The following is a 15,383-nucleotide window of genomic DNA, read 5'->3' as shown; positions in this document are numbered from 1 at the left end:
CTTTTTCCTATGAATCTTAGTTGATGTACTCCGGTCTATTCGGCGTTCTCCGGTATTGAAACCTCATTTTCCTCTTTATGATATGCCTGAAAACTGGATATAAGTTTATCAAGGTGTTCCACATGTTCATCGTAATCAACAATAGCTGATACAACTTGCATGATATGCGGGATAATGGACTCTTCATCATGTTCATACTCTTTTTGCTGAGCCAGGAAAAGGTTCACCAGTTCCTTTCTGCTCAGGCTGAAGTCGCCTTCCTCAAACACTACATTCGGCCGAACTTTCCCAATAAATTTAAGCATGACGTGTTCATGATAATGTATAAGAATATCAAGCTGCTGCTGAACTGCATGCTGAAATTCTTCTGGCATTTGCTGCAGATCATTTTCATAGCGGTGAAGCTTTTTTAACGTTTCCAGCGAGCGTTTAACAGTCGAGATCATTTGCCTATATATAACGAGTTTTCTGGATTTAACCAGATCATTTCGTTTAAAATAATTTCTTTCCTCTTTATACATTAAGTACAGCTGATCAAGCTTCACATTGCTTTCTTTCATTTTATCAATATCGTTTTTCAGCAGCTTGTGTTCAGACGCATGCCGTATATTCAGCCTGATCCATTTAGTAATTTCCTCTGTGTTATTGGATATTTTAAAGTAAAGCTTATTTTCATATTTAGGAGGCAAAAATACAAGGTTAACGATAAAAGCTGATAATACACCAAGCATAATGGTTGAAAAACGAATAAGTGCAAACTGCAAAAAAGTATCGCCTGGTGTTTCCATGATGGCAATCAGGGTTACAAGTGACAGGCCAATCGTGTTTTCGATTTTAAGCTTTAGATTGATCGTGATAACAATGATAGCTGCCAGACCTATGATGAAGACATCGTTGCCGAATAAAAGAACGAATATTACGGCAATTAAGGCACCGATCGCATTCCCCTGAATCTGTTCAACAATAGATAGATAAGATCTGTAAATAGTCGGCTGAACGGCAAAAATAGCTGCAATTCCAGCAAAGATAGGAGCAGGCAGATGAAAAAGTTCCGATAATAAAAGAGCTAGAATGATTGCGATTCCCGTCTTAAGTATGCGGGCGCCAAGTTTCATACAATAAATGTCCTTTCTTTCTTTAAGATTTTTTATCTTATGGTTCATTAAAAAGCAAGTTGAATTAAACCGTAATTACAGCAATTATACATACTTTAAACGGTTTTGCTCATTATTAAACAATAATGTACTATACAGGGATATGGAAAGAAGTTCAAGGGGCATTTTCATGAAATTTTTATTAAAAGTTATTAAAAAAAGTTAAGGGTGCCTAAATGATGTGAAAAGTTCAAGTGAACGGATAATGGTGCCGCTGGGGGGCAGCATGGAAACAGCGAATGGAATACAAGTGGCGGAATAGTGCCGCTGGGTGAGCACAGAATCAGTGAAAGGAATTAAAGAGTTGCGCCAAAACAGAATACAGAAGCCAAACTAAGATAAAAAGCCCCATCCGCAGAAACGGATGGGGTTTGATTGGTGCAGATAATCACTCTGTGGAAACAGAAGGATCTGCTTGCTCTTTGACCGGAATGACTTGAACGAAGTGGTCTTCCGGATGATTAAGTAGGGAAGCAAGCTTTGAAGCTTCTTCTGTCTGGCCTTGATCTTTAAGCAGTGCAACGTATTGGCCAAGCAGGTCTTTTACATCTTCCTTTCCTTTATCAGAAAGAGAAGTAACAGAGACTTTTGCACCCTTGGCAATTCTGCGCTGGATGGCTTCTTTTGTTAAGCCCATTTCCGGCTGGTGTCTTAAGTAAACAACACCGCCTGTCATTCCTGCGCAGATCCATGGACCAGCATCGCCAAGGACCAGGCCTCGGCCATTAGTCATATACTCAAAGGCAAATCCTTTAATATTGGCATTTGAACCGATATTTCCGTATTCCTTTTCAGGCAGCGGCTTTTGCAGCTGGCCGCCGATAATCATATCTGCTCCGGATAATCTGATTCCGGCACGGGCATCAGCGTTTCCTTGAGCCACAAGCAAACCTTGCTGAGCTCCATAACCAAAGCCTTTACCAACAGAGCCATTATAAAATTTGCCATTCTTGCCTTTTGCTTTAAAGATTTTAATTTGTCCTCCGAAGGAAGTTTTTCCGATGCCATCCTGTGCGCCTCCAGCAACTTCGATGTTGATGCCGAAGCTGTTGTAAGCTCCAAGGCCATTGCCCGGGATGGATCCGCCTTTGTATTTCAAATCAACTTGCGGAAGATTTTTATAAGAACCGTCAAGTCTGTCTCTTACACGGTGGCAGGAAACTCGGCTTCCCAGTACCCGCTGCTCGGAAGTGATGCTATGGAATTCACGTGACTGATGCAATTCTTCCACACTTGCGTCCAGATATTCTGCTCCAACAGCTACCTGCAGCTGGGCTTCCTGCAGGGCTTCAGGTGTTTCCTGAACAGAGAATTGGCCGATTTCAAGTGTTTTCAGAAGGTGAGTCAGATCAAGCTGATCCTGGCCCTTAATCTGTACAAGCAGGTCAGAACGGCCTACTGCATCCTGCAGGTTTTTTACACCAATTGAAGCTGCCAATGCTTTCAGTTCGTCGCCAAAAGCAGTAAACAGGTTCATAATGCCTTGGACAGCAAGGTCAAATTGACGTGGAACAAATCTTCTTAAACCATGCTCTTTCGCCTGTGCTTCAGAATCAATCTGGGTTGCAATACCAACATGGCAAGTATCAAGATGGCAGCCGCGGCATGTCGTACAGCCGATAGCAAGCATGGAAAGTGTACCAAAGCCTACACGGTTAGCCCCTAGCAGCATAACCTTCAATACGTCTGCAGCACTCTTGATTCCGCCATCAGCCCAAAGTTCTACATTCTCTCGGATACCTGCTTCCAGCAGGGCATTGTGGGCTGCTTTAACACCAATTTCAACTGGAAGGCCAACATGCTGCAGGGCATGAATTCTCGCTGCTCCAGTACCACCGTCAAAACCGCTCAGTGTGATAATATCGGCACCAGCTTTTGCAATCCCGACTGCGATGGTTCCAATATTTGGCACAACTGGTACCTTTACAGCAACTTTAGCTTTGTCATTGGCTGTCTTAAGCTCGTGAATCATCTGTGCCAAATCTTCAATTGAGTAGATGTCATGATTATTGGAAGGTGAAATCAAATCCGATCCAATCGTAGCATTACGTGCTTCGGCAATTTTCGCAGTTACCTTGGATCCAGGAAGGTGGCCTCCTTCACCAGGCTTTGCACCCTGCCCTATTTTTATTTCCAGCAAGTTGGATGAATTAAGGAGCTCGGCATTAACACCGAAGCGTCCCGATGCTACCTGCTGTCCGCGGGTTCTCGGATATTTTCCAAGCATATCCTTGATTTCTCCGCCTTCTCCGTTCAGGCTGACCATGTTCAAGCGGTCAGCACCTTCAGCATAGGCTCTAAAGGCTGTTTCATTCTGAGAACCAAAGGACATGGAGGAGATGACAAATGGCAGGTCATGCTCGCCAACATGCAAGCTGATATCCTCAGGCTTTAGATGAGAAGCAGTTTCCTTAAATCCGGTTAAATGACGGATTGTCGTTGGATTCTGATCTTCCTGTTCTGTGATCTTTTCCTTATATGCATTGTAGTCACCAGTTGAGGCAACTTCCCCGATCGCTTTCCAGATGCGGGGGAAAAGACTGAATGTTTTTCCGATCCGTTCTTTTTCATTCTGGTAATCTTCTGCTCTTGCAAAAGCGTCTTCCTTTAAAGCGCTAAAGCTAAATGAAAGTTCCTTAGATCCGAAGAAATTTACTATATTCAGGTATTCGGCTAATTCTTCCTGAAGACCAATAGCGGAGAATAAACGTCCATAGCCTCTTAATTCATGAATGCCGATTGTTGAAATGACTTTTTCAAGTCCTTTAGTCAGAGCTGAGTATAAATTCTTCAGCGGTGTTTCTGATTCGCCAAGAACTGTCATAAACATATAGTAAGGACTTATAAGATCAGCGCCTAAACCGAATGCTGTTATGATATCATGAAGTGATCTGATTGAAGCTGAGCGCAGCAATAGGGAACATTCACGGCGTATAGCTTCTTTTACTAGAGCTTGATCGATCGCAGAGACGGCCAGGTGCGGATCAATCCAGTAAGCGTCCTCCTGATGAGCATTAGCATCGTCGAGTACAAGCAGTGTTTTGCCATTCTTTACAGCATCAACTGCTTCTGCTGATAAACGGTCTAAAGCTTCTTTTACCGTTTCATCTTTCGTAAATGTGGTAGACAAATAAGATATCAGCTTTTGTTCCTGATAGAAGAAGGTTACCTGATCGTAGCTCGGCTGATTAAGTTCATCGGAACATTCAAAGCCTGCTTTGCCTTCTATTAGAATAGGAGTCTGCAATTCTATAACTGCTCCTGGCTCCTGTTTTTCAAATAAAGAAGGACGCTGGCCGATAATCGTGCGGGTTGAGAAATGCTCAGTTTCCCGGTCACGGTCAATGGCAGGGTTTGTAACGACAGCAACACTTTCTTTAATAAAATCTGCAATGTTTTTTCTCTGTGGATTCAGAGCAGCCAATGGCGAATCGTGTCCAAGTGAACGGATTGGCTCCGCTCCTTTTTCTGCCATTTGCTCGACAAGCTGGACATGGTCTCTCTCCCAGCCGAACGCTTTATACTGCCCGTTGTGAATCTTATCCGGGTAGTTTACAGAAATGGTTTTCTCCAGTTTAGGAGACTGCAGGCGAATCCGGAAGTTTTCAGCGTTCACTCTCTTTGAAAATCTTTCAAAAACTTCAGCCTGATAGTGGCTATGTTCGTAAACAGCCAGAGTGTCTCCGTCCCATTTCAGCCCTACCTTTTCTCCCGGTGATAGCGGCTTAGGTTCATTAACATATTCGCTGGACGGGATGATTCCCGGCTCAGATGAGAACAGGTAAGAACTTTCGGTTTCCAGCATCCACAGCGGGCGAAGGCCCAGTGCATCTACACTGAACACTGCCTCATCGGCAAAACGGGAAATAATTCCTGCTGGCCCTTGAGCAAAATGTCCCCATGCTTCCCGGATATAGGAGTACATATCCTGAAGGTGATCAGGGTATGACTTGATTTCATTCACGATAGGCGGGAACATGACATCCATTGCTTCAAAGAGGGTGTATCCATCCCTGCAGATAAACGTTTCAAGTGTTCTGCTCAGATCCTGAGAGTCACTGCCGTCTTTTACAAGCGGAACGCCAACCATTTTGGCTTCATCCCTGAGCTTGGCAATCGTGTTGATTTCTCCGTTATGCCCTAACACGCTAAAAGGCTGGACCCGGAAAAAGCTTGATAATGTATTAGTGGAATAGCGATTATGCCCCAGTGTCATTGTCGAGGCAACAAGCGGGCTTGCCAAGTCATGGTAATATTTTGGAAGAATGTCCCCGGCTCCCATTACTTTGTACACGGCATGATGCTGGCTAAGGGAGGCGACATGGACATGCTCGTCTTCTTCAAAATCAACAATTATGTCAAACAGTTTCCTGGAAATCTCTCCTCCAGCTGTTTCTGCTAAACAGGCAAACTGCCAGAATACAGGATTCTCCTGGATGGCAATTGGACCTAAAGCTGAGGACTCGGTTACTTCGTCAGATGCATAAATAACCATTAGATTTGCGTCAGCAAGCTTTTGCAGCAAAATGGCTTTTAGTGATTCAGTATCCTGCTTTCTGGACATAAACACATGTCCAACGACAAATCCTTCTTTTTCTGCTGCGTTAGGATCTGCTCCTGCTGCCTTTAGCTTTTCTTTCCATAGCTCTCTTGGGATATCAATATGAATCCCTACACCGTCGCCTTCTCCATTAATAAAGCCGGCACGGTGATTCATCGTAACAAGTGCATTGATACAGCTGAAAATGTTTTCACGGGTAGGGACTTTCTTTTTCTCCATTGCAGAAACGATGCCGCATGCATCGTGTTCCTGGCGGTGAAACTCTTTAAAAAGTGAAGGACTCCATTGCTGTAATGTCATAAAATTCGGCTGAAAATAAGGCTGTGCCTTAAAGCCGTTCACCTCCTGAAAAATAGTAATCTATAAAAATTTAATGTTTACGGGTTTAAAATGAGGCTGCTGCACAGTTAATCTTGTTTTGAAAGGATAAATGCATGATGCATTTATTAAAATGAATAGTTTGATTATTCGGGACAGTCTATAGGACTATTAAATTCTTTTTGTCAGCGTAATCCGCTCTTACAGAAAAGATTTCTCCCATCATATCATATGAATTTTCAGAAATCAATTATTTATACAAAAAGTTGGATATGATTTTGAGGGGGACATTGGTTTTTGTATAAAAAATAGCCTTGTTTGTAAACGTTTTCATTATTGTGATTAAAGAAAACGGAAGCATTTCTGCTCCCGTTAATGTATAGAAATATGAATATTTATTCGTCTTTTAATTGCTGAAATGCATTTTGTACCGCGTGAATCGTTGCATGAATATCTTCCTCGGTATGAGCGATTGTCATAAACCATGCTTCATATTTGGAAGGAGCCAGGTTTATTCCCTGGTTGAGCATAAGCTTGAAGAACTTTGCAAACATTTCTCCATCTGTATTTTCTGCCTGCTCATAATTCACAACTTTTTCTTCCGTAAAGTAGATGGTCAGTGCACCTTTTAATCGGTTAATTGTAATTGGTATGTTATGTTCTTCAGCTGCCTCGCTAATGCCTTTTTCAAGCATTTCGCCAAGTCGGTCCAGATATTCATAGACACCCGGCTGTTTTAATACTTCGAGACATGCAATTCCAGACAGAATCGAAGCGGGATTACCAGCCATTGTACCAGCTTGATATGCCGGACCTAAAGGAGCTACCGTTTCCATGATTTCCTTCTTTCCGCCATACGCGCCGATTGGAAGGCCGCCTCCTATGATTTTTCCCATAGCGGTCAAGTCCGGTTTTACGCCAAGCAGGTCCTGAGCGCCGCCGTACATAAAACGGAAAGCTGTGATGACTTCATCATAAATGACTAGTGCACCAGCTGCATGTGTTAATTCGTTAACCTGTTCCAAGAACCCTGGTTTGGGTTCAACAATTCCAAAGTTGCCGACAATCGGTTCAACCAGGACGGCAGCGATCTGGTCGCCCCATTTTTCCAGCGCTTCCTTATATGGTTCGATTTCATTGAAAGGAACCGTGATCACTTCCTGGGCAATACTCTTTGGAACACCGGCAGAGTCTGGAGTTCCAAGTGTTGATGGCCCTGAACCTGCAGCAACCAGTACAAGATCGGAATGACCGTGATAGCAGCCTGCAAATTTGATGATTTTGTCCCTTCCCGTATAGGCTCTTGCAACACGGATCGTTGTCATAACCGCTTCAGTTCCTGAGTTCACAAACCGGACTTTATCCAAATTAGGCATTGCTTCCTTCAGCATTTCGGCGAACTTCACTTCATGAGGTGTTGGAGTTCCATATAAAACACCGCGCTCAGCTGCTGTTTTTATTGCTTCTGTAATATGGGGGTGGGCATGCCCGGTAATGATAGGGCCGTATGCAGCCAGATAATCGATATATTGATTGCCGTCCACATCCCAGAAATAAGCGCCCTGTGCACGTTCCATTGCAACCGGCGAGCCGCCGCCAACTGCTTTATAGGAGCGGGAAGGACTGTTCACCCCGCCGACAATATGTTCTAATGCTTGTTTATGCAGCCGTTCAGAATTAGTAAATTGCATGTTAATCCTCCTGATAGAATCCAATTATACGTTCATCATTATTTTAACATGTTTGGATGGGGCTTCGTCCATTCTAATGGGAAGGCGGATTATTCTGTATTTTAAGAAGCGGGAATGGAGCAATCTAGTTGTGAAGAAAGCGCTGTTTGTCTAAACTATTTCATTAGGGCATTAATTGGCAGGAGGAATTTTGATGAATGATGCAATAACAGTACGGAACTTAAAGAAGGAGTTTAAAGCTTATTCAAGCCGCTCAGGCTTAAAAGGCGCTTTCCGTGACTTGCTTACAAGGAATTATAAGATTGTGCCGGCGGTTAACAATATCAGTTTTAATGTAAAGCAAGGGGAGATGGTTGGGTATATTGGTGAAAATGGAGCGGGGAAATCAACTACCATAAAAATGCTGACAGGAATTCTAACCCCAACGAGCGGCGAAGTGATCGTAAATGGAATGAACCCTCATAAAGACCGCGAAAAATTCGTCAGCACGATTGGAGTGGTTTTCGGCCAGAGATCACAGCTTTGGTGGGATATTGCTGTACAGGAATCTTTCAGGCTGCTAAAGAAGGTGTACAAAGTTTCTGATGAGCAGTACGACAGCCATATGGCGCATGTTATCAAAACCTTAGACATTGAACCTTTGCTCGACAAGCCGGTCCGGAAGCTTTCACTCGGACAGAGAATGCGGTGTGAACTGGCAGCAGCACTTATTCATAATCCGCCGCTGCTGTTCTTGGACGAGCCGACTATTGGGCTTGATGTGCTTGTTAAATTAAGAATCAGGGAGTTTTTAAAAGAAATTAATGAAAAGTATAATACAACCATTCTGCTGACTACTCATGATCTGTCGGATATTGAGGCGCTATGCGAACGCGTGGTTATGCTGGATGACGGGAAAATCATTTATGATGGTGCATTAAAAAGCCTGAAGGAAAAATGGGGAGAAGGGAAGGAAATAGAATTTCAATTTCTTGAAGAAGTGGACCTTAGCGACTTAAACAAGATTACGGCTTCATCGGAAGTAAAATGGGAAAAGGATGATAAAGAAGCGATCTTTACGGCCTTTGCAGAGGATAATGATGAACTGATTTCCCTGCTGATCGCAAAAGTAGTGGCGGATTTGAAAGTGAAAGATATCAATATTAAAGAAACTTCAACGGAAGAAATTATAAGAAATATTTATGACCGGGGGATATCTTAATGGAAGGACTTATTTTAATCCGGGGGTGTTTCTGTGGATAAGTATATAGAAATGATTCGGATCCGCTTTTTGATGATGCTTGCCTACAGAACGAATTACTATACAGGCATTCTGATATACAGCATAAATATTGGTGCTTACTATTTCCTGTGGAGCGCCATTTATGGAGAAAAAGATGCGATCGAGGGAATGTCTGTGATCCAGATGTCGACATATGTGGCTGTAGCCTGGATGGCAAGGGCATTTTACTTTAATAATATAGACCGGGAAATGGCTGCTGAAATTAAAGAAGGAAAAGTAGCGGTGGAACTGATCCGCCCATATAATTATTTGGGCATGAAAACGATGCAGGGATTGGGAGAAGGGATATTCCGTCTCTTCTTTTTCTCTGTGCCGGGAATGATAATTGTCTCGTTCATTTTCCCGCTCCAATTTTCTGCGGATTGGACTACCTGGATTTTCTTTGCTTTATCGATTTTATTAAGTTTTCTTATTAATACGCAAATTAATTTGCTGACAGGCATTACCACTTTCTTCTTATTTAATAATACTGGGCTTATCCGGGCGAAAAGAGTTGTAATTGATCTATTTTCCGGACTTCTGATTCCTATCAGCTTTTTTCCGTTATGGGCACAGGATATATTAAGATTTCTTCCCTTTCAGGGGATCAGCTATGTGCCGAGTATGATTTTTACTAATAGTTTTTCAAATAATGAAGCTATCCAGGCTATCATTATGCAGGGGGTCTGGGTTCTTATTCTGATAATGCCAATTCAGGTTCTGTGGATCATAGCGAAAAAACAGCTCATTATTCAAGGAGGGTGACAGATGTTTTATATAACTATTTTCTTTCAATATGTCGCCCAATATCTGAAAACAAGAATGCAGTACCGCGCAGATTTATTTGTAGAGATCTTTTCAGATCTATTATTTCAGGCAGTCAATTTAATTTTTATCTTAGTTGTATTTGGCCATACAAATCTGCTTGGAGGCTGGACCAGGGATGAAATTATATTTATTTACGGCTTTTTCCTTGTGCCTTATGCGCTGTTTTCATCTTTCTTTAATATTTGGGATTTCAATGAGAGGTATATTGTAAAGGGCGAACTCGATAGGATTTTGACCCGGCCTATCCATAGTCTGTTTCAAATCGTTTTAGAACGGATGGAACTTGAATCTCTTTTTGGGGCTTTTACAGGCATTGCGGTTATGATTTACGCCGGAAACAGTCTTGGGTTAGAGATATCCTGGACAGATCCATTCTTATTTTTCTTATTTGTGATAGGTGGAATGCTTGTGTACGGAGGCATCTTTGTCATGATTGCCTGCATCAGCTTTTGGGCGGATGCCAGAACATCAATCATGCCGATGATGTACAACATCGGGAATTATGGAAGGTATCCGGTTGATATTTATAACAGTGTGATACGCTTCGTCCTTACCTGGGTGCTTCCGTTTGCCTTTGTTGGTGTATATCCAGCTTCATACTTTTTGGGGAAAGAGGAATGGTTTTTGTATTCCTTTTTAACGCCTGTAATCGGTATAGTATTTTTCGGTATTTCAATCCTGACTTGGAATTCGGGGGTTAAGCGTTATCGAGGTGCGGGCAATTAATGCCGGGTTAAAGCCTGGCTTTTTTTTATGGTGGACCTTTCTGACTATAAGCAGAAAAACGTTTCATAGACATGCTGTCATACGGGAAAGACCATAAGCGTATAAATGAATTGATAAGCATTTCGAAATGAGGTGCAGTATGGCATTTTATTTATCGCTGATTTTAATCGTGCTGTGCATGATCATGAGTCTGCAGACTCTTTTTTCATCCGCCAAGATAAAAGGAAGATGGGTTTCTGTGGAGAATTTCCTATATCTAATAAGTTTGTATGCAACGATTTTGATTGGGTTTGGCCTGATATATATTTGGCTTGATTTACATGGGCTGGTGGTTTTGATGGAAGGCACTGACTATATGGAAACCGGTTTCCTCGAGAGGCTGGAGACGGGTTTTTATTTTAGTGCGGTAACCCTGTTTTCGGTTGGGTATGGAGATATCAGTCCTATTGGAATAGGCAGGCTGATTGCGGTACTTGAGGCTTTGATTGGCTACGTGATACCTGCAGCATTTGTAGCCAGGGTGGTATTTGATGCAGGTGACCGTGCTCCATAATCCCAGGAGTTGTTTTTGAACACAAAGTTGGATAGGCTTAGAGTAAGAAACTGATCCAACAGGAGGAATAAAAGATGGTAATTTCAATTGGAGAATTGGCACCGGATTTTGAATTGGCGGCCAGCAATGGTGAAAAAGTAAAGCTATCAGATTACCGCGGGAAAAATATTGTTCTTTATTTTTACCCAAAAGATATGACGCCTGGCTGCACAACTCAGGCATGTGATTTCAAGGACCGGCATGAGAATTTTGAAGATTTGAACGCAGTCGTTTTAGGCGTAAGCCCTGATCCCCTGAGCAGGCATGAGAAGTTTATTGAAAAGCATGGATTGCCTTTCCTGCTGCTTGCGGATGAGGACCATAAAGCCGCAGAGGCGTACGGTGTTTGGAAACTGAAAAAGAACTTCGGAAAAGAATATATGGGCATTGAACGTTCCACTTTTATTATTGACCAGGAAGGCAAACTGGTTAAAGAGTGGCGCAAGGTGAAGGTGAAAGGGCATGTCGAGGAGGCCCTGGAATATATTAAGGAGAATATGGCCTAGCCGTAAATGGGTTGCCTATTTTTTAACGGAACAAGGCTTTTGTCCATTCCGAAGAACAAGTTTTGCATATCATTTTATTAGGGCATACCTCCTCAGATACTTTTTCGAAACGGACCTGAAAAGGTTCGTTTTTTTTATAGCCTTTACACCCCATCTATCAAGCATTACAAAAAATTATTTACCCAGATCTTTTGAAATTTTTAAGCATAACCTTTATACATATATATAAAATAACAAAGATTATATTAATGCGATCGATTTTGAAAGAGGGTATTAAGATGAGGATTTATACAAAAACGGGAGATAAGGGGACGACGTCATTAATATACGGACAGAGAGTCAGCAAAAATGACATTCGCGTAGAGGCATACGGCTCATGTGATGAGGCGAATTCAATGATTGGAATGGCCTTAAGCCATTTAAGAAGTGAGTATTTCAGCGGCAAAGAAAAAGCGGAACAGGTGTTTCATAAAGTGCAGACCGACCTGTTTCATGCAGGAGCAGAGCTGGCAACGCCTGCTGGGAAAGAAGTTAAATGGACGATAATGGAAGAGGATATCACATTCATGGAAAATCAAATTGATGAGTGGGAAGCTGACCTTGCAGCACTTCATAACTTTATATTACCCGGCGGTCATCCATCAGGAGCTGCATTTCATGTGGCGAGAACGGTTGTGAGAAGAGCAGAGCGATGTGTAGTGTCGCTCGGCGAAGAAGTGAATCCGCTTGTTTTAGTCTATCTGAACCGATTGTCTGATCTGCTGTTTGTTGCTGCGCGATTTATCAATCATCATTTAGGCTCCGGTGAGCAATCGCTGCACGCTGAAAAGAGTTGATTCCCTCTATTAAGGAGTTTGTAATATTGACAAATGTGGTAAAAAATTAGTACACTATTTATAAAGATTATAAAGTAAGAATATTTGTTGGAAAAGAGGTGCATGGCGGTGGCGCATATGGAATTAAAAGAAGCGCTGGATACTTTAAAAGACACTGGAGTCCGTATCACTCCGCAGCGTCATGCGATACTTGAATATTTAATAAACTCCATGTCACACCCTACTGCTGACGATATATACAAAGCATTAGAGGGGAAATTTCCAAATATGAGTGTGGCAACAGTTTACAATAATTTACGAGTATTCCGTGAGGTTGGCCTGGTAAAGGAACTGACATATGGTGACGCATCTAGCCGCTTCGATTTTGTAACCACTCATCATTATCATGTCATTTGTGAAAGCTGCGGCAAGATTGTAGACTTCCACTATCCTGGTCTTGATGAAGTAGAGCACCTTGCTTCACATGTTACAGGTTTTAAAATCAGCCATCATAGAATGGAGATTTACGGAACATGTCCAGAATGTGCAAGTAAAGAAGCTCACTAATAAATTATTTAAAGCTGCCGGCTGTGTGCTGTCAGCTTTTTATTTTTCCATAAAAAAACCGGCTGTCTGATAGCCGGTCATTCTCGAACTTGAATATGAAGCAAGAGATAAATCAGCTCTGCTTCGTATTTTTTTTGTTGTATTTTTCATCAAATTCAACGCCCTCAAGTTTTGGATCAAGCGTTAAAGGTTCATTACAGTACATGCACATATCAACGCGGCCAAGCATCTTTGTATGTTTTCCGCAATTTGGGCAAACCACCTGCACGGTTTTTGTTGAAAGCATGCCGATCCAAAAATATACACCGGTGCTAGCAAGAATGCAAAGCATTCCAAGAAGCATAAATATTGTCATGAGAAGAGCGGAATTCCTAAAGAATATTCCGAGATACATAACGATAAATCCGATAAAAATTAAACTAAGGGCAAATGTACGAATCTTATTGATTTTATTTGAGTACTTAGCCATTCTGCTCCCTCCTAAAAACTAACTATACCATACTCCTTTTGCTTAAATAAATATTAATATAGAATGGTGTCGAAAAATGTCTCACATTTAGGAAGGATTTCATTTATAATTGTCGAAGATATACGCTATCAATAAAATGGAGGAATTATGATGGAAGATATTCTCCGTCCTATATATCAAGAACGGGCAAGCCAGACAAACACTCTTGGCGTGATTATGACCGAAAAACTGCAAAAAGCAATTCCTGCTACTGATACATTTGATGCTGTACTGCTGATCGTTGTAGAGGAAGCAGATGAACCTGTGTTTGTTAAACATTACACATATAAAGATAAAAAAGCTGCTCTTCATATCGTGACAGATAAACAGCTTCGCGAATGGATACTGCTGGGGTCGAACCGAAAAATCTTTGATTGGCTTTATAATGGGAAAGTCTTATTCGATCGAAATGAATATATTCATAACCTGAAGGTGGAATTAAGAGAATTTCCGTTCTATGGGCGAAAATTAAAAATGGGTCTTGAGTTTGCCAAGCTGATCAGGAGATATATGGATGGCAAAGCCTTTTTTGAAAATCGCCATTATTTTGATGCCTATAACCATATTGTACATTCCCTTCATCACCTGGCCAGGCTGGCTGTTATCGAAAATGGATTCCATCCAGAGGTAACTGTCTGGAATCAGGTAAAGCAAATTGAACCTGAAATAATGAAGCTATATGAAGAATTGGTGAATAGCCAGGAGCCTCTTGAAAAAAGACTGGAGCTTCTATTTCTTGCAAGTGAATTTTTAATTCATTCAAGAACTAAGCAAGGTATCAGCCATCTTGCAGATGTCCTTGCTGAGAAAGAAGAATGGTCCATCCATGATATTATGAACCATGAGGAACTTTATCTATATGCAGTTGACTTAAGCATGCTTCTTGAGTATTTGATTGATAAGCATTTTATCGATGTAGTAAATGTGGAAACAAAAGGTCAAGGGATTTATCACAGGTATTACAAACTCAAAAAAAAATTATCGTAAAAAAACTTTAAAAGTTATTGACCTTTATTTAAATCCTTGTTATATTTATATCCGTCGCTGCGATATGAACGAAAAACATTTTCACAGACGACGGATAGCTTATAAAAAAAGTGTTGACAACTAAATTCAACACATGTTATATTTATAAAGTCGCTTCTGAGCGATTAGGCAAAATATAACAAAGAGAAATTGATCTTTGAAAACTGAACGAACAAAAACGTCAACGTTAATTTTTTAGTCTTTTTTAAAAGACAATTTATGAGCTTAATCAACTCTTATATGGAGAGTTTGATCCTGGCTCAGGACGAACGCTGGCGGCGTGCCTAATACATGCAAGTCGAGCGGACTGATGGGAGCTTGCTCCCTGAAGTCAGCGGCGGACGGGTGAGTAACACGTGGGCAACCTGCCTGTAAGACTGGGATAACTCCGGGAAACCGGGGCTAATACCGGATAATTCTTTTCCTCACATGAGGGAAAGCTGAAAGATGGTTTCGGCTATCACTTACAGATGGGCCCGCGGCGCATTAGCTAGTTGGTGAGGTAACGGCTCACCAAGGCGACGATGCGTAGCCGACCTGAGAGGGTGATCGGCCACACTGGGACTGAGACACGGCCCAGACTCCTACGGGAGGCAGCAGTAGGGAATCTTCCGCAATGGACGAAAGTCTGACGGAGCAACGCCGCGTGAGTGATGAAGGTTTTCGGATCGTAAAACTCTGTTGTTAGGGAAGAACAAGTACCGGAGTAACTGCCGGTACCTTGACGGTACCTAACCAGAAAGCCACGGCTAACTACGTGCCAGCAGCCGCGGTAATACGTAGGTGGCAAGCGTTGTCCGGAATTATTGGGCGTAAAGCGCGCGCAGGCG

12 protein-coding genes and 1 rRNA gene (1 of these 13 only partly in view) are annotated in these 15,383 nt (G+C 42.0%); 9 read left to right on the top strand and 4 right to left on the bottom strand.

Features of this window, described 5'->3' with window-relative positions; genetic code table 11:
- Nucleotides 1-35 precede the first annotated feature (35 nt).
- The 3 genes from QUF73_11580 to QUF73_11570 all read right to left on the bottom strand — a co-directional run bounded on the left by QUF73_11580 (nt 36) and on the right by QUF73_11570 (nt 7,724).
- Complete coding sequence (locus QUF73_11580) at nt 36-1,115, bottom strand: aromatic acid exporter family protein (protein ID MDM5226845.1); 1,080 nt, start codon at nt 1,113-1,115, stop codon at nt 36-38.
- A gap of 427 nt (nt 1,116-1,542) precedes the next feature.
- A complete protein-coding gene (locus QUF73_11575) occupies nt 1,543-6,015 on the bottom strand; it encodes a glutamate synthase-related protein (GenBank protein MDM5226844.1) in 4,473 nt (1,490 codons plus the stop codon).
- A 413-nt stretch (nt 6,016-6,428) separates the two neighbouring features.
- Entirely contained in the window at nt 6,429-7,724 is a 1,296-nt protein-coding gene (locus QUF73_11570; GenBank protein MDM5226843.1) for a glutamate-1-semialdehyde 2,1-aminomutase, read from the bottom strand.
- A gap of 193 nt (nt 7,725-7,917) precedes the next feature.
- Between QUF73_11570 and QUF73_11565 the strand changes: the two genes are divergently transcribed.
- From QUF73_11565 to perR, 7 genes are all read left to right on the top strand, one after another.
- Nucleotides 7,918-8,925, top strand: a complete 1,008-nt coding sequence (locus tag QUF73_11565; GenBank protein MDM5226842.1) for an ATP-binding cassette domain-containing protein — start codon at nt 7,918-7,920, stop codon at nt 8,923-8,925.
- Between the two features lie 33 nt (nt 8,926-8,958).
- A complete protein-coding gene (locus QUF73_11560; GenBank protein ID MDM5226841.1) occupies nt 8,959-9,750 on the top strand; it encodes an ABC-2 family transporter protein in 792 nt (263 codons plus the stop codon).
- Nucleotides 9,751-9,753: 3 nt separating this feature from the next.
- Nucleotides 9,754-10,539 carry an ABC-2 family transporter protein gene (locus QUF73_11555; GenBank protein MDM5226840.1) on the top strand — a complete coding sequence of 262 codons (786 nt, stop codon included), beginning with the start codon at nt 9,754-9,756 and terminating at the stop codon, nt 10,537-10,539.
- A gap of 139 nt (nt 10,540-10,678) precedes the next feature.
- On the top strand, nt 10,679-11,092 hold the full coding sequence (locus tag QUF73_11550; protein ID MDM5226839.1) for a potassium channel family protein: 414 nt from the start codon (nt 10,679-10,681) through the stop codon (nt 11,090-11,092).
- Between the two features lie 74 nt (nt 11,093-11,166).
- Nucleotides 11,167-11,637 carry a thioredoxin-dependent thiol peroxidase gene (gene bcp / locus QUF73_11545; GenBank protein ID MDM5226838.1) on the top strand — a complete coding sequence of 157 codons (471 nt, stop codon included), beginning with the start codon at nt 11,167-11,169 and terminating at the stop codon, nt 11,635-11,637.
- 278 nt (nt 11,638-11,915) lie between these two features.
- Nucleotides 11,916-12,473, top strand: a complete 558-nt coding sequence (locus QUF73_11540) for a cob(I)yrinic acid a,c-diamide adenosyltransferase (GenBank protein ID MDM5226837.1) — start codon at nt 11,916-11,918, stop codon at nt 12,471-12,473.
- 108 nt (nt 12,474-12,581) lie between these two features.
- Nucleotides 12,582-13,019 carry a peroxide-responsive transcriptional repressor PerR gene (perR, locus tag QUF73_11535; protein ID MDM5226836.1) on the top strand — a complete coding sequence of 146 codons (438 nt, stop codon included), beginning with the start codon at nt 12,582-12,584 and terminating at the stop codon, nt 13,017-13,019.
- Nucleotides 13,020-13,131: 112 nt separating this feature from the next.
- Here the strand turns inward: perR and QUF73_11530 are convergent, their stop codons facing one another.
- Nucleotides 13,132-13,488 carry a YgzB family protein gene (locus QUF73_11530; protein MDM5226835.1) on the bottom strand — a complete coding sequence of 119 codons (357 nt, stop codon included), beginning with the start codon at nt 13,486-13,488 and terminating at the stop codon, nt 13,132-13,134.
- A 150-nt stretch (nt 13,489-13,638) separates the two neighbouring features.
- On the opposite strand from QUF73_11530, the gene QUF73_11525 reads away from it, so the two are divergent.
- Nucleotides 13,639-14,514 (top strand): nucleotidyltransferase-like protein, encoded by an 876-nt coding sequence (locus QUF73_11525; GenBank protein MDM5226834.1) that lies wholly within the window; start codon nt 13,639-13,641, stop codon nt 14,512-14,514.
- Between the two features lie 276 nt (nt 14,515-14,790).
- Nucleotides 14,791-15,383: ribosomal RNA gene (locus tag QUF73_11520) — 16S ribosomal RNA — on the top strand; it runs 957 nt beyond the window's last position.

It is taken from the genome of Cytobacillus sp. NJ13 (assembly GCA_030348385.1).
Lineage (GTDB): Bacteria > Bacillota > Bacilli > Bacillales > Cytobacillaceae > Cytobacillus.
The sequence above is the reverse complement of the archived record's forward strand: the minus strand, read 5'-3'. Positions and strand labels throughout refer to the sequence as shown.